Below are 22,193 nucleotides of genomic sequence, written 5' to 3'. Positions count from 1 at the left end.
AAATCGCGGGATAACATGAATGCCAATGCTGCGGATTTGACTGTAGCTTGCAACAAGGCGCGCGAGGAAATTCAGTCCAGGACAAGCCGCGGGGAGCGCCTTGGGATAAAGGGCGGTCGATCGGCAAACCTATCCATCTCTCGCCATCTGGAATGCCCGCGTTTCGTTGGCGGAAGGTCGCTGCCGAGGCCGCCAATATCAAGAATGCAATTTTGAAAGGAGCAGGATACCGTGGAAGCGCAAAGCAAAAAGTTCAGCGGCAAGGTCGCTTTCGTCACCGGCGGGGGGAGCGGGATTGGTCGGGCTACCGCGCTTGCATTCGCGCAGGCAGGTGCCAGCGTGGCAGTCATCGACATCGCTAAAAGCGCCTTGGACGAAACCGTCGCGGCGATCGAGGCGGCGGGCGGCAAAGCGCTGGGCATTAAGTGTGACGTGACGAAGAGCGACGAAGTCCAGGCGGCGCTCAACAAAACCGTCGAAACCTTTGGCGGGCTCGACGCAGCATTCAACAACGCCGGCATCGAGCAGCCTGTGGGCCTTCTCGCCGACGTCCCGGAGGATCTCTGGCATCGCGTCATCGGCGTCAACCTGACCAGCGTGTTTCTCTGCATGAAGTATCAGCTTGAGATCATGCTGAAGAACGGCAAGGGAGCGATCGTGAACACCTCTTCTGGTGCCGGCGTAACGGCGATCCAGGGTCAGGCAGTCTATTGCGCATCCAAGTTCGGCGTAACCTCAATGAGCAAGGCGGCGGCGATTGAATATGCGGGCCAGAATATCCGCATCAACGCGCTCTGCCCTGGGATCATCGATACCCCGATGATCGGCCGCTTCACGCACAACACCGACGAAGGCCGCGAGCGTATGATTGCCCAGGAGCCCGTCGGCCGCATGGGCCGACCGGAAGAGATTGCCGGCGCGGTGCTATGGCTCTGCTCCGACGACACTGCGTTCATGACCGGACACGCGCTCGTCATGGACGGTGGTCAAACCGCCGGCATGTAGGCAATACGTGAATGCTTCCGGATCATTGAGACAGCGCTCGATGATCCGGACCGGCACACAGTCCAGTTTCGAGGGATTGGACACCTAAGATCGTACTCCGGATGGAGGATGACGAACCGGATGACGGACCGCGGACCGACGACCGATCATGTGTCCCAAGAGATTGTCGAGGCGATGCAGCGGCTCGTAGGGACCAAGACTGACAAATGCCTCAATGATCGCTTCGGCATCAGCTATAACAGCTGGAGGAAGATCATGGCGGGCGAGACATTGCGGACGTCCCTCGTCGTTCGGCTCGAAGCAAGGGTCCGTCTACTCCTTGCCTGCGAAAATTCGAACAGCGTCACGCTCCAGCCACATCTTGGTCAACCTTAACGGTTGGTCCACCTGACGCCGCTCTATCTGACATTTTTCCGACTCTCGTCCGCTCAGTGAAGTTTGAGCCGGGGCCGGGTCAATCGATTGATCGGGCGCAGCATGATCAGCCCCACGCCCTTTAGCCAACCATGAATCGCGATCATGTGCATGCGGTAGAGCGTCACATAGACGAGCCGGGCCAGCCTGCCTTCGACGGCCATCCGGCCGCCGACAAGGTTTCCCATCAGTGAGCCGACAGCCGAATAGCGGCTCAGCGACACCAACGAGCCGTGATCCCGATAGGTGAAACGGACGAGCGGTTTTCCCTTCATCATCCTGTTCAGATTGTCGAAAACGCATGCTGCCATCTGGTGCGCCGCCTGCGCGCGTGGCGGTATCGGTCGATCAGAGTCTGGGAGGATACAGAAAGCACAGTCCCCCATTGCGAAGACTTCGTCATCGCGAGTCGTCTGTAAAGTGGGACGCACAGCCAGTTGATCGCTCCGGGATAGCTCCAATCCATCGACCCCCTGCGCGATTGGCGCACCCTTGACGCCCGCGGCCCAGATCTGGAGGTCTGCCTGAATCACCTCGCCGCCTGCCGTGGTCATCCCGAAGCTGAGGATTTGGTGATTGCGGTCGCCGTCAGAACCTTGATGCCCAGTGCTTCGAGTGACGAGTTCGCTCCGTCTGAGAGCCATTCCGGCAGGGCGGGTAAAATCCGGGGGCTCGCTTCGATGAGAATGATGTCCATGCGGTTCCGGTCGAATACTTCGAGGCCGTGCTAGTTCAGCGCGTCGGCCGCGTTCACAAGCTCTGCTGCCCGTTCTACGCCTGTCGCCCCGCCGCCGACGATCGCCACGCGAACCCGGGCATCTGAGCGTGGATCGGCCATCATCGCGCGAGACACGCCAAGGCAGTGGTCGAGCAATCGGTCCCGGAAGACATCTGCCTGCGCGTGAGTATCGAGGAAGGTGCAGTTTTCTGGCACCCCGGGGGTGCCAAAGGTGTTGGTCACGGAACCAAACGCCAGCACGAGGTAATCGTAACGCAATTCTTGGGCGCCGATGATCTCCTTGCCTGCCGGATCGACAACAGCTGCTAACCGCACCCTTTTGCGCTTGCGATCAATACCAGCCAATGTTCCGTGAAAGTATCGATATCCCCACCGATGGCAGTGGCTGCGGTACCCGACCTCATCCATGTTGGCATCAAGCGAGCCTGTCGCCACTTCGTGCAATAGCGGTTTCCAGATATGCGTCCGGTTCCGATCCACCAGAATGATGTCGTGACGTTTGCGCCCGAACCTAGCCCCAAGGCGACGCGCAAGTTCCAAACCCGCCGCACCGCCCCCGACGATGACGATCTGTGTCTTTTGCACCGTGCCCCCTGCTTTCGACGCAGACAGGTGGGAGCTGCGCCACTACCTGTGACGCAACTCCCACCGAAGGAGATCAGCCGATCCGCCTCATCGGGAAGTGCTGGGCATCCGCGAGCCAGCCATTGGTGAGTTCGAGATAATCGTTGATGTGCGGCGCCACGCAATGAGCGTTGAAGTCTTCCAGATTGGTCCATCGTTCAACGAACGCGAACCGGCCGTCGTTATCGAGATCGACATGGAGATCATATTGGAGGCAGCCTTGCTCGGCGCGCACCGGATCTATCAAATCCTCCAGTGCCTTGCGGACCCGGGCCTCAAACCCAGGCTTTGCGACAGTAATCGCCACGCAGGCGACCTCACCATTGTCGGCGAGCGTTATATTCTGGCTCATCAGGCATTCTCCTCGACTGGGGCGGCGTCGTTGCGCCCCCTGTTTGGGGTGGATGGCGTGCCCGGCAACGACGTTAGGCAACGTCGGCATCGGACACGAAATTTCAGACCGGATCGGTCATGGCGGTGAGGCCGAGCACATAGCCCTCGGTTCCGAGCAAGGCGGCGAGCTGGAAAACCTCCATTATCTGGTCGCGGGTTGCGCCGTAGCGCAGCGCATTCTGGATGTGCATGCGCATGCCGGGCTCGTAGGTATGGGTGATCGAGCAGTCGATCGCGATATACATGAGCTCGCGTTCAGCGGGGGTGAGAGAACCGCTCCGCCAAGGTTCCATGCAGGCGTTGATGAAGGACGCAAAATACTCGGGCATCCAGCTGCCGATCGTGTCACGCATCGCCGTCCAGTAGCCGCGTGACCGAACGAAATTCTCCTTGATCGCGAGGATGTGGGGTAGCATCTCTGGCATCTGGGTCTGATCTCCCTGCCCCGCCTTTTCGAGCTCCTCCATTAGGATCGGGATTCCGATATACAGGGGATGATTGGCGAGCGGAATGATGGTCACGAGCACATCGATCACGTCGGTTTCGCTCGCCCCGGCAGCGATCGCACGCTGCGTGTGCCGCTTGATCGCATCGGCGTTGAGGGAGCTGGAAGAAGCGTGGAGCGCCACCATTACGAGCTCCTTCATCCGCAGCGTCAAATGTGGGGACCGATAGACAGCCCCCCAGAAGCCATCAACGGCCTGAAAAAAGGCCTCGCCTTTCTCCCTTACGATTTCGGCACGATCGGAAGCGGGAAACTGGGTAGCCAGGCTGGCAAGGTCATCCATAGGGTCTACTTTCATGGGATAGTCGCTGCGCATCGGCGCCGGATGACGGAACAGCTTGGATCACTCGGTGCCTTCGCCGGTAGCGAGGAATTCTTCCCGGCTGGCGAAACGGCGCACAGGACGCGTCCCGTCCCAGTTTCGGGTCAGGTTTTGAATCCGGCTGAAATAGGCCTGACGCGATGCCGTCCACGGCACGATCTCGACCATCACACCGACATGCGGCGGCGCTTCGTAATATACGACGTTGCGCGCGCCGTCGTCGGTATACATGGAAAGGATCTCGCGGAACCCAAGCTGTTCGAGCTGGCTGCACGCGCCCTCGAAATCTGCGGGCCAGAACGCGATATGCTGTAGGCCTTCACGACCGCTGTCGAGAAAATCTTTGAATGGCGAGGGCTCATCGTTCGTCTGATGGACGATCTCGATCTGGACATCCCCGACATAAGAGAAGGCGAGCGAGGAATCCATGCCGGTTTCCTCGCCGCGATAGACCACCCGCCGCCCCGCGACCGAGTTGTCGATCACCACGAAGGGTCCAACCTTCATGACCTCTGTCCAGAACCGCAACGTCTCATCGAGGTCCTTCACGGCAAAAGCGATCTGCATTCGCCGTCCGAGCATAGGCGGCAACAGGCCATCGATATCTAAAGCTGTCACTCTCATTCTCCCGGAGCGCGCGGCACGCGCTCTGTTGCCGTCATTTGTTCTTGCTGCGCACCTCGACACCCACCAGTTCCTCCAGCAGCGTCACCACGACCGGGTGATAGTTGGCGGAGCGTCCCTTCGCCTGGGTGGCCTGGTACATCTGGTCCGCCATCGCGCCGTACATCAACGGCACCTTGAGTTCCTTGCCGAGGTCGAGCGCCAGCGCCAGATCCTTGCGCATGAAGTCGACCGAGAAGAGGTCATTCTCGCCGAAGTCGCCCTTGAGCACATGCTGTTGATATTGCTTACGCATGGCGTGATTGGAGCCGACGCCGTGAACGATCGCATCGACAAGCTTGTCAGGGTCGATGCCGGCTTTGACGCCCAGTACCAACGCCTCAGCATTGGCGGTCGTGCAGATCGCCAGCAGGAGATTGTTGATGATCTTGACGACCTCGCCCGCCCCCACACCGCCAACATGGCGGATCTCGCCGAGGCAGCTCAGTACCGGCCGGCATGTCTCGACGGCATCGTCCTCGCCGCCGACGACGAGCGCCAGTTCGCCCGATAAGGCCAGATGGGGACCGCCGTTCATGGGCGCACCCACGACGGCAATCTGCTTCTCGCCCAGAACCTCAGCGATCCTCTGTGTCGTCGACGGCGCGCTCGTGCTCATGTTGACGAAGATGGAGCCGGGTCGCGCGCCCTCGATCACGCCATTTGCGCCCAGCGCCACCTTCTCGACCTGATGGCTATAGGGCAGGAAAGCGAGAATGATGTCGCTCTTTGCGGCAAGATCGGCCGGCGAGCTTGCGGGCGCACACGCGCTGAGCGCCTCGATCTGTTCAGCCCGAACGTCGAACACTGCGACGTCGAAACCCTTTTCGACGAGGCGCCTGGCCGCCCCACTACCCATGGCGCCTAGGCCAATGATTCCGACTTTCTTACTCACCCTTGTCCTCCGGTATCGACAAATTGGCGCAACCTCGGGCGCGTTTCAGTGATGACCCCCGCCGTCCACGGTCACGGCTGTGCCAGACATGTAGGACGCGCGGTCCGAAGCGACGAACGTCACGACGTCAGCGATCTCTTCTGGTTTGGCGAGCCTTCCGAACGGGAAGTCGGCAACCAGTTCGCGCCAACGTTCCTCGTCGCCTAGCTGGTCCTTGGCGCGCGCCTTCCAGCGGACGATCTGCCGGTCGGTCTCGGAAGCCCCGGGATTGATCGCGACCACACGCACATTGGACTCAACGCTTTCGAGGCCTAGCGCACGGGTGAAGGCCAAAAGCGCCGCGTTGCCGCTGGCGACGGCGATATGATTGCCGCGCGGGCGCTCGCCCGCCGTGCCGACAATGTTGACGATCACGCCATGACGGCTGGCCGTCATCTCCCGGTACAGCTCACGGGCGAGATTGATATAGCCGAACACCTTGAGGTCCCACGCCTGGCGCCAGCGGGCCTCATCGATCTCCAGCACCGTGCCACCCGGAACGTCACCGGCATTGTTGATGAGGATATCGATCGCGCCGGCGGCCCGAGCCACGGTCTGGGAGGCATCGGGCGCGCGCATGTCCATCTCAAGCACCTCGACAGACAGTTGAGGACCCATCGCGCCAAGTTCGACCTTGAGCGCCTCGAGACGTTCGATGTCGCGTGCGACCAGGTAAAGGTTACACCCTTCTTTCGCGAGCGAACGCGCGACGGCCGCGCCGATGCCCTTGGATGCGCCAGTCACCAACGCGCGCTTTCCCTTGAGACCCAGATCCATTGTTTACTCCGTTTCGTCGCGCGCTCGGCGACCTTCACATTCCCGTTGCAATGATGGCCCCGACATCGGCACTTTGAGACAGCGCCCAGCATTGCTCGAGCAACAGCGCCGCACGTGTTTCGCTGATAATGGGTCCCACTTGCTGCATGAACTTGCGAGAAATTTGCTCGTCCGACATCGGCTGCTCTGCGCTCCCGACGCAATGGTCGACCGCAAGTTCATGACGAGCGCCATCTACCGTGATGACGGCAACGCGCGCAGCATCCGTCGCCAAAGCTTCGTCTTCGGCGAGCTCGATACGCTCGCGAAGCGCAAGCACTTCGGCATCTTCGACCATTTCCATTCTGCCTTCGGCGAGCCCCGCCCGCCCGGTCTGCAACCCAACCGCAATCCAGTGATGGAGACTGACTTTTGCCTCGAGGCTATTGCGAGGCGCCGGATGCCAGCCGAATTTGATGGCCTGACTGCTCACATGCGCCAGAACGCGTTCGACGTTCGGACCGGTTATGTCATAGGCTTTGCGCAGTTGCAGTACGGCATCCAGCACGGGATGAATGACCATGCCGCATGGGAACGGCTTATAGGTGAGATGCAGCAGCTCAAAATCTACTCCGAAACCGACAATCATGCTCTCCTGACAGGCTTTCCGCGAAAAGAGAGCGAGGATGCCGAAGCGATCCTCCAGTGCGGTGTCGGGACCAGTGAAGCCTCTCGCTGCCAGCAGCGCGGCGCGCAGACCGTTTTGCGCGGCATTGCCGAAAATCAGCGAAGCCGCCATACTACCGTGCGTGGAACGCGTTCCGGAGGCTTGCGACGCCGCGATCCCGAGCGCGCTCGCCAGAGCGCGTTGATCAAGCTTGAGCAGCCTGCCTGAGGCCAGCGCTGCGGCCATGGCGCACACCACCCCCGTTTGCGACCAGCCCATTTCGCCTTCGGCGGGCTCTAGCGCGATCGCTTTCGTGAGGCGGCACGCGAACTCAAGACCTGCAGCAAAAGCAGAAAGGAAGGTTGCCCCGTCAATCTGCTGTCTTTGCGCAATGACAATAAGCGCGCTCGCAATCGGGCCTGCGGGATGCAACATAGCGTTAGAGTAGGTGTCATCAAACGAGTAAGCTGCACCCGACAGGGCATTGAGCAGCGCAGCACTCAACCCATCGGCGCGTACGCCTCGCCCTAGCAAGACGGACGTTGGCGGACCGAAAAATTCGAAAAGAGCTTCGTACGCGACGTCGACAAGAGGATGGTCTGCGCCGCCGATCGTGCAACCTATCGCATTCACCAATGCCCTGACCAACTCCCGTTGAGCGGACGGGGGCAACGACCCATAATCCAAAGCATCGACGATAGCGACGATCCGACTCGTAAGTCCTGCGTCGGAGAACGAGTCCGCCACCTTCTCAGCTCCTTTCCAAGACGCGTCCGCACCAAACCTGAGCGTCGCTGATTCCTTATTGTTGCCCAACGAGGGGCATCATATTGACTGAAATTGCACAGTATGGGATTTGTCGTCAACCCTTATCGTCATGCCAATGCCGCTCAACATACACCGGAGAATGAATGAAAAGTTGCCTTTATCAATATGTTACCGCCTCTTCTGCCATTCGCTTAGCGATCGAGCGCCCCACCACCTGCACATTGTCAGTAAGTCCTTCTTCCGATACCTGACCCGCCGATGTTGACAAAATCCCGCCATTCGGGAATTGAATGATAGTAACACCGGTAGCGCCGGGACCCTCGGAGGGGCTTTATAATTTGGCTTCGCCGGATGGACTGCCAGGGCCCGCGGCGCATTTTGCGAAGGAAACTGGCGTGAGCACTGCAACTATCCTGACCTGCGCGGTCACCGGCGGTGACGACACCGCATCCAAATTCCCTCAGGTCCCGGTCACGCCTCGCCAGATCGCCGATGCGATCATCGAATCAGCAAACGCCGGTGCGGCGATCGCCCATGTTCATGTGCGGAACCCGGAAACCGGCAAGCCCAGCCTGGAACTGGCCTATTATACCGAAGTGGTAGAGCTTGTTCGTGCCTCTTCTGTCGATGTGATCCTGAACCTTACCACGGGTCCGGGAGCGCGCTTTATCCCCAGCGTCGAGAAGGACAACACTGTTGGCGAGGGATCGAACCTGCGGACCCCAGCAGAGCGCGTTCAGCATATCGTGGCACTCAAGCCTGAAATCTGCAGCCTCGACATGGGCTCGCTCAACTTTGGCAAGGGGGCTCTCATCAATGTACCGGCCCAAATCGAAGTAATCGCTGCAGGCATCCGCGAGGCAGGCGTGCTTCCTGAACTCGAGATTTTCGAGCCCGGCCATCTCGCTCTTGCTTTGAAGATGATCAAGGACGGTACGGTCCGTCCGGATTCCATTTTCCAGTTCGCGCTCGGCATTCCGTGGGGGGCGCCTGCCACGCCCGAAATGGTCTCTTACTTCAAGTCCGCGGTGCCACATGATGCCGTCTGGGCCGCATTCGGCGTCGGCCGCACAGAATTCCCGATGGTCGCACAATCCTTCCTTCTGGGTGGCCATGTCCGTGTTGGACTTGAGGACAATCTCTATATCGAGAAGGGGGTTCAGGCGACGTCTAACGGCCAGTTGGTCGAGAAGGCGGTTGGCATCGTACGTGTTCTGGGCGGCGATGTCGCTTCCCCCGCCCAGGCCCGCGAAATGCTTGGACTGACAAAGCCGTGACGACCGTGGTCTTCAAAGCGGCGTGCCTTCAACTGACGCCGGGCAATATCCTAAAGGAGAATCTCAAGGAGATCGCGCGGTTGATCGAAGCAGCGGTCGCCGATGGGGCTCAGTTCGTGGCGCTACCAGAGTTTGCGACCTATCTCGATCGCGACAGCCGATCGATGCGGAGTTCCGCAACGCGTGAAGCCGACAGCGCAGTGCTGGCTGAGCTCCGCCATCAGGCCGCTGCGCACCGCATATGGCTGCTGATCGGCAGCCTCGTGATTCTCTGGGATGGTGATCCACAGGCGCGCCTAGCCAATCGAAGTTTCCTGATCGGTCCAGACGGAACGATCGCGGGTGTCTATAACAAAATTCACCTGTTCGATGCCCGGCTTGCAGACGGCCGAGTGGTGGGCGAATCCCGCCACTATAAGGGCGGCAGCGAGGCTGTCGTTGTAGAGACGCCATTCGGGCGGATCGGCATGTCGATCTGCTACGATGTACGTTTTCCCCATCTCTATCGCGCACTTGCACGGGCCGGAGCGGATATTCTGGTCGTTCCCTCAGCCTTTACCGCTGAAACGGGTGCAGCGCACTGGGATGCCCTGCTTCGGTCCCGGGCGATTGAGACGGGATGCTATGTTTTTGCCCCAGCGACCACCGGCGTGCATCCTGGCGATTGGCACACTTATGGGCATACCCGGATCATCGACCCCTGGGGCACCGTCATCGCCGAATGCGGAGAAGAAGGCGGAAGCTTCTGCGCAGCCGCCATTGACGTCGAAGCGAGCCATAAGGCCCGTGCGCGCATTCCCAGCCTTGCTACCAACCCAGAGTTTGCGGTCATATCGCCCGTCGCAGAAATGGTTTGAGGAGAGGATAAATGACCATGTCGACCAAAGAGATGAACCCGCCTGAGCTTGTCTCGCACATCGTCCAGGCCTCAGTGATGGACTGGCAGCCGACCTCGTTCGACGGGATCGAGATGAAACTTCTCTACAGCGACGATCGGGGTCGCTCGACGATCCTGTTCAAGCTCGCGCCTGGCGCGGTGGTGCCCCTCCATGAGCATACTGCTCTGGAGCAAACTTACGTTCTGGAGGGCTCGCTCGAAGACGAGGATGGGGCCTGCACCGCCGGCAATTATGTATGGCGGCCCGGCGGGAACCGGCATATCGCCCACGCCCCGAACGGTGCCGTCATCCTTTCGATCTTCCTCAAGCCCAACAAGTTCGATGCCGGCAATCGCTTCTTCACCGAGGAATGACGAGATGATCGGGTGCGTGCCAATCAAAGCGATCGGGTTTATCCCGCAGCAGTGGTCTTCAGATGGAAGCGGTTCATACACGCCCCCGTCATCGGCCGCTCTACGCGTCCCAATGAGAGCCACTGGTTGGATCGGGAACGTGCTTTGGCAGGGACGGCTATATTCATATCGCGTCTTGCGTGGACATGGACACACTATATGGATCCTGGTCAAGCGGATCATCGCACGACCTTCTCGCAGCTGCTTTGTGGACGAGGGAATTGAAGATCAGCTTCAGATCCGGCTTGGTAGGATCGCGACCTTATAAATCCTCAGTCATCACGATATCGGCACAGCCAAGCTCTCTATCTCCATATAAAAGAGCTTGAGGGTCGGATGGAAGGCTTGGACTAGCAGAAATTGGATAAGGCGATGCGTTCGCACCACCTGCTGCATCCAGATTTCAGACTGATCGTAAGCGACATGCCGGAACTTATGCTGTTCGATAGACTGTTGCCCGATGTTCGCCGCCAGATGGCCCGGTCCGAGCCGGCACTCACCAGCCCGCAAGCGCCGCTCGTGTTGCATGCGGATTTAACAGGCTCCTGCAAGACCCCGGAACCGCATCTATCAATAGCCGCCCCCCATGTCCGATCATCCTCTGCTGCTGCACATGCATGGTGGCAGCACGACCTGCGGTTCCGCCAGACTGCCGGCAGATCCTTACCCACGCTGTGTGAGGCGTTGGACGCGGTAGGGATTGCCGTCGAATATCCTCTGGCGCCCGAACATCCGTTCCCCGAGCCTGAGAAGGATTGCTACAATGCCCTGGCCTGGGCTGTCGTCCATGCAGAGGAACTCGGCATCGACCCCGGCAGGATCATTGTGCTGGGAGACAGCGCTGGGGGCGGATTGGCGGCGGCGCTGTCGATCATGGCGCGTGATTGCGCAGAGTTCGCCATCGTGGGCCAGGCGCTCTATTATCCGATGCTTGACCATCGCACCGGCGGGCCTGACGTGCCGCCCGGGAATTCGACGGCGGGCGAGTTTGTCTGGACCGCTTCAAACAACCTGTTCGCCTGGGAGAAGCTGAAAGGCAGCTATCGGATCGACGATGATCGCGCTGCCTGGTTTAGCCCTTCGCTGTTACAAGAATTCTCCGGGTTTCCCAAGACGCTGATGCTTGTGGGAAGCCTTGATCTCTTCGTCGATGAAAATCTCGAATTCGCGCGCAAACTGGTAGCCGCCGGCGTGCCGACGGAACTTCACCTCTATCCTGACGCAGCCCATGGATTCGAGGCACTTCCCACGACGAGCGTCCCAATGCGGGCGGAAGGCGACCTCATCGTTGGCATTGCGCACATGCTTGGATCGTGCCCATCGACGCTCTCAAGCCAATAAATTTCATTCCAGTAAGGGGAATGGTCGCAAAAAGAACCTTCCCGAGGCCGTTGAGATTGGCCCCGGGAAGGTCCGGCTCGTGGCTCAGCTAGGCGGGAGAGGTCGCCTTGGAGTCGCATCCTGCCGGATCATATCGGCTGCCTTCACGCCGATCATGATAGTGGGAGCGTTGGTGTTACCGGAGGTCACGAACGGCATGATCGAGGCGTCGACAACACGTAGGCGTCCCAGACCATGGACACGGAGACGCTCATCGACCACGGCGAGTTCGTCGCGGCCCATCTTGCATGTGCTCGTATGATGCTGGGCTGAATTGCCGGTAACTTCCATGTAGCGGTAGATATCATCCTCGGTCTTTACATGCGGCCCGGGCACTTCCTCAGAAACCACCCGTGACCTGATCGGCTCTGTCGACATGATCTGCCGGATCTTGTGGATCCCCGCGATCATCGTCTCGGCATCATAAGAGGTCGTCAGGAAGTTCGGCGTCATGAGCGGCCTGTCAGAAGCCTTGGCCGAGGCGAGCGTGACAGCTCCGGTCGCAGTTGGCCGGAGCTGGAAAACGGAAACCCCCAGGCCAGGAAAGCTTTCAACCCGAACCTCACCGTTAGGGAAGTAGTTGAAGGTCATTGGTCGGAAGCTGATCTGCAGATCTGCATAGCTCTCCTCCGGCTTTGCCTTGATAAAGGCAGCAACCTGCGAGGATCCCAGCGCAAGAAACCCCTTATGCGTCATGAGATATTTGAAACCTTCCCAATATTTGCGAAGGCCCGTGATATTGATGTTGTAAGAACTGTCAGGCGTAGCGCGCCAACCAGTATGTACGTAGAAGTGGTCTTGCAAATTTTTCCCCACTCCGGGCAGCTCGTGTCGGACCTCGATCCCATGCTTGCGCAGCTCTTCTTCCGGGCCCACGCCCGAGACCATCAGGAGTTGCGGGGATTTGAGCGAGCCAGCCGACAGAATCACCTCGCGCGCTGCTTGAATGATCCTGCGCTGTCCCTTGTAAAGGATTTCGACGCCGACAGCTTCGCGGCCCTCGAACAAAATACGTTCCACGGAGCTGTCCGTCTGGACGGTAAGATTGGCCCGTCCAAGCACCGGCTCAACAAATGCGTTGTAAGCGGAGTGCCGCCTTCCATGGCGAATGGTATGCTGCATGAACCCGACGCCGTCATGAACCTCGCCGTTCATGTCTTCGGTCAGCGGGATCTGCAGCCGCGTCGCCGCTTCAATGAAATCCTCGCTGCTCTTCATTTTGATGACGGGATCGCTTATCCAGAGTGGCCCTCCAGTTCCGCGATAGGCCGGATCACCACCACGTTCAAAATGCTCCATCTGCTTGAAATATGGGAGCACCTCTTCATAGCCCCAACCGGGGCAACCACGATCGCGCCAGCCATCAAAATCGCCCGGATGGCCGCGTATGAAGATCATCCCGTTGATTGAACTGGAGCCCCCTAGCGTTTTACCGCGCGGCCAGTACATGCGCCGATCCTTGAGCATCGTCATGGGCTCGGTGTAGAAATTCCAGTTGCGCAATTTATTGAAATAAAGCTTGGCCATGCCGGCGGGCGTGCGCACCCAGAATTTGTTCGCATGCGGGCCTGCTTCGAGCATCAGGACTTTGTTTTGGGGATCATCGGTGAGCCCCCGGGCCAGGGCGCAACCGGCGGATCCACCACCGATGATGATATAATCGTAGGCTTCCATGACGGAGCTCATCCTTCGTTCTTCAGACTTGTCGGAGTACGCCTGATCCCTGCGGCGTGACATGCTCGCACGGATGAAGGACCCGGACTATTAAGTGGCTTGCGCACCGTCCTGCCGGGCGGTCATGATTGCCCGCACATCGATGCCGGCCTGCTCGCCCATATATTGGATCAGCAGCATGCTATCCTGGTCTAGATATCCGTCGTCTGCGGCTTCCTTAAGAGTCTCGAGCAAGCGGGGCGCGACCCAAAGCGGAACGCCGAGCGCTTCCGCCTCCTCCTTGAGCAAGGTCTGATCCTTGATGCTGATCGCAAGGCGGCCATTGAACTTAAAAGTACCCGAGAGAATTGCGTCGGGTACCTTGTCGGTGGTCGTGTAGTTGCGACCTGAACTCACATTGATGAGATCGATGAGAACCTTGGGGTCGAGACCTGCCTTGAGCGCGAGAACCAGACCTTCGAAAGTGGCGATACGGCCGGCAGCCGAGAGATGGTTATTCACCAGCTTGGCAATTTGGGCCTGGCCCGCGCTTTGCCCAATGTAGAAGATGCTTTTTGCGATGATCTCGAAGGCTGGCAGAGCGCGATCATAGGCAGCCTGTGGCCCGGAAACCATGGTGACGAGCGTTCCCGCGCGAGCCCCCGGTGGCCCCCCGCTCACGGGTGCATCGAGGAAGCCAATTCGGGGGCCAAGGCCCTCGGCGATCGTCCGAGCAACCTGCAGCCCGATTGTCGAGGTGTCGACATAGGTCTGTATCTTGCTGCCATGGACGACGCCATTCTCGCCAAGTGCGACATCGAGACAGATTGCCGTGGAAGGAAGGCAGGAAAACACGATGTCCGCCTTGTCGGCGACATCCTTCGGCGAAGTCGCAATCGTTGCCCCGCCTGCGGCAAAAGGCGCGAGGTTGGCTGGATCGATGTCGTAGACTGTCAGCGCTAACTCACTGTCGAGGAAACGCTTGGCGATGGGCGCACCCATGCTTCCCAGCCCGATGAAACCGATTCCCTCTCGTGACATTCTTGACCTTTCGCCCCGTCGGTGGGGTAACCTCTCCGAACGAGATGTACGGCGCGCAAGGTGGAGCACCGCCGCTCGGAGGATTGCAACGAATCCCAAATAGTGCAAGTTTAATTTTCCTTGCCCCCCTCGTTCCGCTTTGGAACCCGTAACAGCCGTCCCCTTTCCCAGGTATCGCCCGGTTTCCCCATCACCCCTCGGTATTGGCGCCAGAGTGCATTGGACAAAACCTGCGGCATGAGCGCTAGGGAGCGTAGGCGACCAACTCGCCACAACAAGTTGATTTTAATCTAGATTATCACTGCTTCCGAAAGCGGGCTCCCGGATTTTGGTTGGCATTGGCGCCTGGTCTCGCTGCAGGCGCACAAATGTGCGCGCCCGTTACAGCAGCCTCACATCACGCCTTATTGACTAATATCCTAAATGGCGGGATATTGTTCGCCTCTACCCTTTGTGCATAGCCCGATCGGGCATCACAGTCGAATATCTGGAACCCCTGCATGCCGCTGACCGCTGATCTTGGGACATTCCTCGAGAACGTCCGCTTCGAAATCCTTCCACCTGAAGCGCAAGCGCTCGCACGTGACGCCTACACCGACACGATCGGTGTGATTATGGCCGGCATCGGCGAGCCTGTGGTCAAAATCCTTCATGACGAACTGTCCGAAGGCGCGCATCCGAAGGAGGCGCGGGCGTGCCTGTCGCAGTTTGTGACATCGGCCCCGGATGCCGCCCTTCTTTCCGGAACAGCCGGCCATGCGCTCGATTATGACGACCAAGCACTGACAGGGCACCCGAGCACCATCCTCGTCCCGGCCCTGTTGGCCGAAGGCGAGCATCTCGGATCGTCAGGCAAGGATCTCATCACCGCCTATGTTGCGGGTTATGAAGTCTGGGCCGAATTGGTACGCCGCGCGCGTAACTATCATGCCAAGGGTTGGCATCCGACTTCGGTCTTCGGATCCGTCAGTGCTGCCGCTGCGGTTGCCGCGCTACGCAAGCTCCCCGCTGAGCGTGCATCTGCCGCCCTCGCTCTCGCCGCCAGCCATGCCGGCGGTCTCGCCGTTAATTTTGGGACGATGACGAAGCCTTATCATGCCGGCATGGCGGCACGAAATGGCCTCCTCTCGGCGCGCCTCGCGAGTCGCGGGATGACGGCCTCGAGGGTTGCCCTCGAGCATCATCGTGGCTTCCTAACTGCCTTTTCGGCCGAGAATGACGCCGACTGGGATTCACCTTCCGACCTCGGCAAAGATTGGCACCTTCTGAGCCATCGGCTTTGCGTTAAGCGCTATCCGACCTGCTATTTCATGCACCGATCCTTCGATGCAACCTTGAAGCTGCTCGAAGCGCATGACGTCAAGGCCGACAATGTTGAGGGCGTTTCCGTGACAATGGGTCGCGGGCAGACGGCGGTCCTGGTCAACGAGCGCCCCCAGACCGGGCTCGAGGCCAAGTTCAGCGAGCATTTCGCGATGGCGGCCGCGGTAATCCTTCGCCGCATGGGGATCGACGAACTTAGTGACAGCGTAGTGCAGCGGCCCGACATCCAGGCGTTCTTTCCAAAGGTCGAGTTGATCGGCGTGGACGAATATGACAGCCGAGATCCCGCCCACTCTCCATCGGAGCGCGTGATTGTGACGTTGACGGATGGCACGACCCTTGACACCGGCGACATTGAAACAGTGCGCGGTCACGCATTCGACCCACTTCCGACGGAGGAGTTGTGGGAGAAGTTCCGCGACTGCACCAAGCGGACCCACGACGAGGCCGATGCGCGGATCCTGTTCGATCGATCACAGGCACTGATTGATCTCACCTCACCGCGCGACCTGCCGACCTCTCACCTTGACTTCGCGTCTCTGCGCGACGCCTGATCCTAACATGCGGCAAGGCCCGGGACCGAAAACCCCCGGGCCTTGCCGCATTCCCGCCGATCCCGTTCACATGCGGGTTGCAGGCAACTATCCGACGGCGCGCGGCAAAAGATCCATTCCAGGTATCGCATTGGTCGTGCGGGTCGTTATCTCTCGGGCAGCTCTTTTGACCGCTATGACTAACCGGTTGACGTCAACGTCGCTCAATTCTTCACGGGCAAGTGCAATACCGACGCTGCCTAGGATGACATTTTCGCTGTTGTAGACCGGCGCGGCGATGCCCACCACCCCGGGATTGAACTCGCCATAGGTGATGGCATGGCCGTCTTTTCGGATTTGTGCGAGTGCTTCCCGAAATTCACTCCAGCTTTTCCCGAGATTTGCCGCAGCTACATCCTCCTCATTACGCTTGAAGATGCTCCGCAGGCGATGGTTCGGGAGGTAAGCCAGGATGACCTTGGAAATCGCCCCACGAAAGAGCGATCGGCGCTGTCCGCGGCTGAAAAGATGATCAGGGCTCAGTGGCGCGAGCTGCTCCCGAATGCACAGGACTGAATTGCGATACAGCATGCACAAAAGGGCGGAATGCCCGGTCAAGTCCACCAGCTGCTCGAGAACCCCCCTTCCCGCTTGCAGCAATGGATCGCTGCCGCGGATTTGAAGATCCAGTTCAATGATGCGCGGGCCCAGGACATAATAGCCGTTGCCAACCGCGCTGAGGAGGCCCGCACTATTCAATGCCTTGATGTAGCGATAGCCTGTCGATCGTGACGTCTCCAACGCCTGAATGATGTCGTTGGTAGACCAGATGGGTCTGTCCGGGACAAACAGATCGAGAATGCCCAGCATCTTAGTAAGGCTGTTTGAAGAATCCCGACCCTCGTTGACGTTGCGCAACGGCCCCTCATCATCCAGCACCTCAATTTCCGCTGTAGCCATCGATTAATTACCCACTTTGCGGTGGCAGTTCAGAAACTCCACCTTTGATACCGTTGCCGCCTCCATTGCGGAGGGGTCATCTCGTTTAGCCATAAGCTCAACGTCTCGTCGCGCCAATCGTCTAATAAGGGAGTAACCCTATCCCAGACCTCGGCTATCGGACATCGAGGCATAAAAGGTATCCGGGACGAAGCAGTATGCCAGACTGTGAGACTTTATGCATCTCGAATTTATGGCCGCAGTACTGCACCTTACCGTCGTTACCGATGATCACCGGTCAAAATCCCCATGCTATGGGAAGCCAGCCCGCATCTCCTGCAGTTTCCCAGATGCAGAGTTGACGGCGCGCGCGGCGTTCCGACACGGTCAACTCTGACACATTATCCCGCAAAGTAGGATTTTGTCTCGATGCTATTGACCACAACTCGAGTCTCCATCATAAAATCCCACAATGTCGCACTAACGGCGACTCGGAGCTCGGAAATCGGGCCATTGGGAGGATGTGCATGACGGGACTACATACTTCAGTTTGTGCGTTTGCGCTGGTGAACACCGCAGTCGTAGCACCCGCCTTCGCGCAGGACGCAGTGGCGCCCACAGAGCAGCCTGCCGCCGTGCAGCCCGAGCAGTCTCAAGCCGAACAGGGCATGCAGGATATCGTGGTGACCGCCCAGCGTCGCTCTGAGAGCGTCCAAAAGGTTCCGATCTCCGTCACCGCGATCACGCCACAAGCCATGCAGACGCTTGGGATCAAGGATCTAACGGCGATCCAGATCATAACACCCGGCCTCTCGATCTCGAGCGATTTCAACTACGCACAAACCTTCATTCGCGGCATCGGCGCCAACTTTTCAAATCCCGGCGTCGAGAACCCGGTGGCGGTCTACATTGATGGAGCTTATCTCGAGCGCGCTAAAGGCGGCAATCTGGATATCGTGGATATCGCATCTCTGCAGGTGCTGAAGGGGCCACAAGGCACCCTGTGGGGCCGCAATGCGACCGGCGGTGCCATCCTCGTCAACACTGCGGATCCCGAGCACAAGTTCGGCGCACGCCTCGTCGGGGAGATCGGCAGTCTCGGGCGTAGATCGATCGAGGGCATGGTTAACATCCCTCTGTCGGACACGATCGCGGTTCGCGTTGCCGGTCGCTACCGTCATGATGATGGCTATATCCGCAATCTGCCCGACAATTACATGTTCGGCTGGAGCACCAACAAGCAGATCCGCGCGAAGGTCCTTTGGGAACCGAGCAGCGATTTCACCGCAGTAGCGCAGTTTCAGTACACCACGCAGACGTCCGCAACAATTGCATCGTCGCAGTTTCTTCCAGATGCATTCTGCAGCCTCTGCAGCCAATCAGGCTATACACATCCCTACGCGGATCCCTATACTACCGCAATCAATGTCCTCAACGGTGGCCCGCAAGCCGACAATAAGGACCGATATTACAACCTGAAGCTTCGGTACAATCTCGGCGCCATTACGTTGAACAGCGTAACAGCGTATGATGATTTCGACGATCTCGAGTTTTTCGACGCAGATAATACTAACGTCAATACCGCAGACAGCTTACACTTTCGCATTCCGTCTTCGAACAGGACATTCACACAAAGCTTCAATGCGACTACCGACTTTGGGGGCATCTTCGAAGCACAGGCTGGCATCGACTATCTTCATGATCGTTCGACCTACGCATTATACAACGTCGCTCCGCTCTTGGTCGCACCGTTTCCGGCCGCCAATCTCGCCTATGTGAAGACCGAAAGCGTCTCTCCGTATGCCGAGATCAATCTCAAGCCTGTCGAACATCTGACGCTTACCGCCGGCGGTCGGTACACCAAAGACACGCGAGACGGCCGCCGTTCAGGAGAGCCAGACCAGCGCTACAGCGAAAACAACTTCCAGCCGCGCTTTGTTATCGCGTACGACTTCGGCAATGTGAATGCATACCTGTCGTACAACAAAGGCAGCAAGGCGGGAGGATTCTCCACTCCAGCGATCCCAATGCAAGCGTTTCTTCCTGAGACATTGCACGGCTATGAGGGTGGCCTCAAGTTCGTGTCGGGAGATCGTCGCGTCCGCGCCAATCTTTCCGCTTTCTATTACAACTACAAGCAGGTTCAGACGGTCGCGATCGACCAGGATAGCACTAACGTCGGTATAACGCAGAATCCCGATGCGCGAGTGCACGGCGTAGACGCCGATTTCTCCTGGGAGCCAAATAGCACGGTCCGTTTCTTCGGCGGCGCAATCTATCTACACACCCAGTATCGAAATTACCAAGATGCTGGTGTCCAAATTCCGACCTACGGTCCAGGGGGCATCCCCACCGGCCTGACTACCGGGACAGAGGATCTTTCAGGCACTCCGCTTCCGCACGCACCAAAGTTCTCTGGCTTTCTGGGCGCGACGCTTAGCCACGATCTGTGGTCGGGATGGGAGGGACAACTGACTGCGCTCGCGAACTACACCGACTCGTTCTACTTTTTCCCGGGCGGCGGCGGTCCGCTTCGGGCCGACAGGCAACCATCCTACGTGGTGGCCCGCATCAGCGGTTCGATCAAGCCAAGTGACGGGCCCTATGAGATCGGCTTCTACATCGATAACCTAACTGACAAGCTCTATTACAGCCAGCGTTTCACCACCGCCCCCTTCGGCGCAAGCCAGGTCCCTGCGCGGCCGAGAACGTACGGCATCCGGTTCACGGTGAACTACTGACGACTCGGGAACCTGTCTTGGCAGGCCGTTCCCCATAACGACGGCCGGTCTGTCGCGCTGTTGGCCAAGCCCACAGTATAAACGATCGGCATGCGCGGGTCTGGAGATGATGATCATGCAGACCCAAGATAAAGAGCAGGAGAAGCGGGATGCCCAAGCAAGGACAGACGCAGATCGCCGCCGGAGATATCGGTGGCAACGCGCAGGAGCCAGATCACGGGTTTCAGAATTTCACGAGAATGCAGATCGCCTCGGTTCTTCTCGTCGGGGTGATGAGCAGTCTTATCGTCGTTCTCCAACCATTGTTGCTCGGCCCTCTGGCGGCTGAAGGGAGACTCTCCCTACGCGAAATGGGTCAAACCGCTATGCTAGAGGCGTTTGGGATGGCGGCCGCTATCGCAATCGGAGGCGCCTTCCTCCCGCCGCGACATCTGCGTACTATCAGTTTTTCAGCTATCCTGCTCTCTGTTGGTGCCAATATAGTCACTACCCTGACGCAGCATGAGATCATCCTTGCTGCACGCTTCGTCAATGGCTTGAGCGTTGGCATTCTGCTTTGGGTGTGGACGGGCCTCGTCACGCGAGTAGCAATGCCTGCCCGGCTGATGGCGATCTTTCTAGCTTTGCAGACATCCGGTGCACTGCTCGTATCATGGCTGTTCTCAGCCTATCTGATGCCGCGGGTCGGCGCTTCGGGCGGTTATATATGCCTGGCTGTAGCGACGGGTCTGGCTGGTCTACTCACGTTCGGCGGCCCTTCCGAATACCGGGCTCATGCGGGTAGCGGGAGCAAGGGCCTGCTCCTGCCGAGTGGGCGTGGATGGATTGGCCTGTTGGCTGTGCTATGTCAAATGGCCGCGATTATGGCATTCTGGGTTTACGTCCTGCCGCTCGGACGAGAACGGGGCCTGTCGACCAACTTTGTCGCGTTCGCAGTCTCCGCATCCCTAGTAGCCCAGATCGTTGGTGCCGTGTGTGCCAGCCTCGTTCACCGTTTGCATGCAAGGACGGCTCTTTACGGGAGTTTGGCGGCGAGCCTTTGTGGCCTGGCGCTGGTTGTCTTTGGGCAAGGCACTTCAGCCTTCGTCGCCGGTTTGATTATCATCGTCTTTTTCTGGATGTTCGCTCCTGCCTACCACATGCCATATCTCATCGAGGTGGATCCAAGCCGACGTGCGGGCATGCAGATGATTACGGCGCAGCTTCTGGGCCTCTCAGCCGGTCCCGCAGTGGCTTCTTTCGTGGTGCTCGACGACAATGTCGGCCCAGCGCTCTGGGTGAGCACAGCCCTTTACTGCGCGTCCGCGTTCTTTATCTTCGTTACTACCGCATCACGCGCGCGGGCGCGCAATGAAAGCCACATCGACCGCGCTGTCCGAGGAAGCAGTTAACTTGTCTGGTCTGGCGGCTGAGTCACCCAGATCCAGCTGCCAATTTTATGACCCGACAGTCGAGCTCGTTCGACATACACGGGGTACTGATCATAGCCAGTCTCGTGGCAAAGCTCAAACCGTGAAGAATGTTCATGACACTCGATGCGTAATCTGATGATTGCGCGGTCTCTTGAAGATCGAGCCAACCCCTTCGAGCGCCGAATGCGTGAATGAGCGAGGAGGATTGGTAACGAGGTTCCTTCGAGGAGATCAGGGGTTATACCACCGAGGAAAAGCTCGCGAAGGCGGGAGTGCGCCATAGCACGGAGAACCAGCAGATCGGCCCGCTGATTGCGGCCAATATCGGCCAACATCGCCGCCTGCGTGCGCCCTTCGGCCGCCAGCGTATGCACAGTCACCGCATAACCACGCCGGCTGAGGTTGCGGGCATTATCGGCGCCAGGATCGGATCCATGACCCTTCGTCGACGCATCGACGTCTCCGGTCACCACTTCAATCCTCGCGCCCGGCGCGGCCAATAAGCGCGCCTTGGCCACCGCCCGCGTCGCCTCAGCCGTGGCGTCCCATCCGATAACGAGATGCTCGAAAACCTCCGGCTGCCAACCATCCGACAACACGAAAACCGGTCGACCGGAGGACAGGGCTACATTTTCTAGCAAGCGCCGACGCGGGCGTAGGTTGGTGTAGGCGTCCGCCGGACCAAACAGGATAAGATCCGCATATCGCGCCTGAATTGGTGCGTTGTTGAGCAACACTGTTGGATCATCGCTCAGGATTCTTACTTCCACGCCGTCACGCGCGACCAATTTGGCCATACGTTCCTGCTTTTCT

At 58.9% G+C, this 22,193-nt stretch carries 18 protein-coding genes and 1 pseudogene; 8 read left to right on the top strand and 11 right to left on the bottom strand.

All coding sequences use genetic code 11. From position 1 onward, the window contains the following. The first annotated feature begins 231 nt into the window (after positions 1–231). The gene (locus HL653_RS10430; protein ID WP_171744472.1) at positions 232–1,005 is read left to right on the top strand and encodes a glucose 1-dehydrogenase; all 774 of its coding nucleotides are present in this window, start codon (positions 232–234) and stop codon (positions 1,003–1,005) included. Between the two features lie 428 nt (positions 1,006–1,433). Here the strand turns inward: HL653_RS10430 and HL653_RS10425 are convergent. The 7 genes and pseudogenes from HL653_RS10425 to HL653_RS10395 all read right to left on the bottom strand — a co-directional run bounded on the left by HL653_RS10425 (position 1,434) and on the right by HL653_RS10395 (position 7,769). Continuing rightward, positions 1,434–2,770: pseudogene (locus HL653_RS10425) on the bottom strand (NAD(P)/FAD-dependent oxidoreductase). A 46-nt stretch (positions 2,771–2,816) separates the two neighbouring features. Then, positions 2,817–3,134: a putative quinol monooxygenase gene (locus HL653_RS10420; protein ID WP_171744471.1), complete on the bottom strand. Its 318-nt coding sequence runs from the start codon at positions 3,132–3,134 to the stop codon at positions 2,817–2,819. 103 nt (positions 3,135–3,237) lie between these two features. Next, a complete protein-coding gene (locus HL653_RS10415) occupies positions 3,238–3,963 on the bottom strand; it encodes a carboxymuconolactone decarboxylase family protein (RefSeq protein WP_171744470.1) in 726 nt (241 codons plus the stop codon). A 60-nt stretch (positions 3,964–4,023) separates the two neighbouring features. After that, positions 4,024–4,569, bottom strand: coding sequence for a VOC family protein (locus tag HL653_RS10410; protein WP_171744469.1), 546 nt, complete (start codon positions 4,567–4,569; stop codon positions 4,024–4,026). Positions 4,570–4,660: 91 nt separating this feature from the next. Then, on the bottom strand, positions 4,661–5,560 hold the full coding sequence (locus HL653_RS10405; RefSeq protein WP_171744468.1) for an NAD(P)-dependent oxidoreductase: 900 nt from the start codon (positions 5,558–5,560) through the stop codon (positions 4,661–4,663). Between the two features lie 45 nt (positions 5,561–5,605). After that, a complete protein-coding gene (locus HL653_RS10400) occupies positions 5,606–6,376 on the bottom strand; it encodes a short-chain dehydrogenase/reductase (RefSeq protein ID WP_171744467.1) in 771 nt (256 codons plus the stop codon). A 34-nt stretch (positions 6,377–6,410) separates the two neighbouring features. Further along, the gene (locus HL653_RS10395) at positions 6,411–7,769 is read right to left on the bottom strand and encodes an MmgE/PrpD family protein (protein ID WP_171744466.1); all 1,359 of its coding nucleotides are present in this window, start codon (positions 7,767–7,769) and stop codon (positions 6,411–6,413) included. Positions 7,770–8,185: 416 nt separating this feature from the next. Between HL653_RS10395 and HL653_RS10390 the strand changes: the two genes are divergently transcribed. The 4 genes from HL653_RS10390 (at position 8,186) to HL653_RS10375 (ending at position 11,699) form a co-directional block, all read left to right on the top strand. Then, positions 8,186–9,067 carry a 3-keto-5-aminohexanoate cleavage protein gene (locus HL653_RS10390; protein ID WP_253717871.1) on the top strand — a complete coding sequence of 294 codons (882 nt, stop codon included), beginning with the start codon at positions 8,186–8,188 and terminating at the stop codon, positions 9,065–9,067. After that, complete coding sequence (locus tag HL653_RS10385) at positions 9,064–9,924, top strand: carbon-nitrogen hydrolase family protein (RefSeq protein WP_171744464.1); 861 nt, start codon at positions 9,064–9,066, stop codon at positions 9,922–9,924. Before HL653_RS10390 ends, HL653_RS10385 begins: the two co-directional genes overlap by 4 nt. A gap of 11 nt (positions 9,925–9,935) precedes the next feature. Further along, the gene (locus HL653_RS10380) at positions 9,936–10,319 is read left to right on the top strand and encodes a cupin domain-containing protein (RefSeq protein WP_171744463.1); all 384 of its coding nucleotides are present in this window, start codon (positions 9,936–9,938) and stop codon (positions 10,317–10,319) included. A gap of 411 nt (positions 10,320–10,730) precedes the next feature. Then, on the top strand, positions 10,731–11,699 hold the full coding sequence (locus HL653_RS10375; RefSeq protein WP_171744462.1) for an alpha/beta hydrolase: 969 nt from the start codon (positions 10,731–10,733) through the stop codon (positions 11,697–11,699). An 84-nt stretch (positions 11,700–11,783) separates the two neighbouring features. Here HL653_RS10375 and HL653_RS10370 read toward each other — a convergent pair whose 3' ends face one another. Together HL653_RS10370 and HL653_RS10365 are read right to left on the bottom strand one after the other, a co-directional pair. After that, entirely contained in the window at positions 11,784–13,412 is a 1,629-nt protein-coding gene (locus HL653_RS10370; protein WP_171744461.1) for a GMC family oxidoreductase, read from the bottom strand. 90 nt (positions 13,413–13,502) lie between these two features. Then, the gene (locus HL653_RS10365) at positions 13,503–14,393 is read right to left on the bottom strand and encodes an NAD(P)-dependent oxidoreductase (protein ID WP_171744460.1); all 891 of its coding nucleotides are present in this window, start codon (positions 14,391–14,393) and stop codon (positions 13,503–13,505) included. Positions 14,394–14,932: 539 nt separating this feature from the next. Here HL653_RS10365 and HL653_RS10360 point away from each other — a divergent pair. Further along, positions 14,933–16,309, top strand: a complete 1,377-nt coding sequence (locus tag HL653_RS10360) for an MmgE/PrpD family protein (protein WP_171744459.1) — start codon at positions 14,933–14,935, stop codon at positions 16,307–16,309. 87 nt (positions 16,310–16,396) lie between these two features. Here the strand turns inward: HL653_RS10360 and HL653_RS10355 are convergent, their stop codons facing one another. After that, the gene (locus HL653_RS10355; protein ID WP_171744458.1) at positions 16,397–17,248 is read right to left on the bottom strand and encodes an IclR family transcriptional regulator; all 852 of its coding nucleotides are present in this window, start codon (positions 17,246–17,248) and stop codon (positions 16,397–16,399) included. Between the two features lie 506 nt (positions 17,249–17,754). On the opposite strand from HL653_RS10355, the gene HL653_RS10350 reads away from it, so the two are divergent. Next, complete coding sequence (locus HL653_RS10350; protein ID WP_171744457.1) at positions 17,755–19,968, top strand: TonB-dependent receptor; 2,214 nt, start codon at positions 17,755–17,757, stop codon at positions 19,966–19,968. Between the two features lie 149 nt (positions 19,969–20,117). Continuing rightward, positions 20,118–21,359, top strand: a complete 1,242-nt coding sequence (locus HL653_RS10345) for a sugar MFS transporter (RefSeq protein WP_171744456.1) — start codon at positions 20,118–20,120, stop codon at positions 21,357–21,359. Here the strand turns inward: HL653_RS10345 and HL653_RS10340 are convergent. Continuing rightward, positions 21,356–22,177, bottom strand: coding sequence for a universal stress protein (locus HL653_RS10340; RefSeq protein WP_171744455.1), 822 nt, complete (start codon positions 22,175–22,177; stop codon positions 21,356–21,358). The genes HL653_RS10345 and HL653_RS10340 overlap by 4 nt on opposite strands. Positions 22,178–22,193 lie beyond the last annotated feature (16 nt).

It is taken from the genome of Sphingomonas sp. AP4-R1 (assembly GCF_013113735.1).
Taxonomy (GTDB): Bacteria; Pseudomonadota; Alphaproteobacteria; order Sphingomonadales; family Sphingomonadaceae; genus Sphingomonas_I.
The sequence above is the reverse complement of the archived record's forward strand: the minus strand, read 5'-3'. Positions and strand labels throughout refer to the sequence as shown.

Excerpts from the sequence above, each read along its gene's own strand:
- HL653_RS10420 (WP_171744471.1), bottom strand. The coding sequence starts at position 3,134 with ATGAGCCAGAATATAACGCTCGCCGACAATGGTGAGGTCGCCTGCGTG.
- HL653_RS10415 (WP_171744470.1), bottom strand. The coding sequence starts at position 3,963 with ATGGATGACCTTGCCAGCCTGGCTACCCAGTTTCCCGCTTCCGATCGT.
- HL653_RS10410 (WP_171744469.1), bottom strand. The coding sequence starts at position 4,569 with ATGCAGATCGCTTTTGCCGTGAAGGACCTCGATGAGACGTTGCGGTTC.
- HL653_RS10400 (WP_171744467.1), bottom strand. The coding sequence starts at position 6,376 with ATGGATCTGGGTCTCAAGGGAAAGCGCGCGTTGGTGACTGGCGCATCC.
- HL653_RS10380 (WP_171744463.1), top strand. The coding sequence starts at position 9,936 with ATGACCATGTCGACCAAAGAGATGAACCCGCCTGAGCTTGTCTCGCAC.
- HL653_RS10375 (WP_171744462.1), top strand. The coding sequence starts at position 10,731 with ATGCGTTCGCACCACCTGCTGCATCCAGATTTCAGACTGATCGTAAGC.
- HL653_RS10370 (WP_171744461.1), bottom strand. The coding sequence starts at position 13,412 with ATGGAAGCCTACGATTATATCATCATCGGTGGTGGATCCGCCGGTTGC.
- HL653_RS10365 (WP_171744460.1), bottom strand. The coding sequence starts at position 14,393 with ATGGGTGCGCCCATCGCCAAGCGTTTCCTCGACAGTGAGTTAGCGCTG.
- HL653_RS10360 (WP_171744459.1), top strand. The coding sequence starts at position 14,933 with ATGCCGCTGACCGCTGATCTTGGGACATTCCTCGAGAACGTCCGCTTC.
- HL653_RS10355 (WP_171744458.1), bottom strand. The coding sequence starts at position 17,248 with ATGGCTACAGCGGAAATTGAGGTGCTGGATGATGAGGGGCCGTTGCGC.
- HL653_RS10350 (WP_171744457.1), top strand. The coding sequence starts at position 17,755 with ATGACGGGACTACATACTTCAGTTTGTGCGTTTGCGCTGGTGAACACC.
- HL653_RS10345 (WP_171744456.1), top strand. The coding sequence starts at position 20,118 with ATGCCCAAGCAAGGACAGACGCAGATCGCCGCCGGAGATATCGGTGGC.
- HL653_RS10340 (WP_171744455.1), bottom strand. The coding sequence starts at position 22,177 with ATGGCCAAATTGGTCGCGCGTGACGGCGTGGAAGTAAGAATCCTGAGC.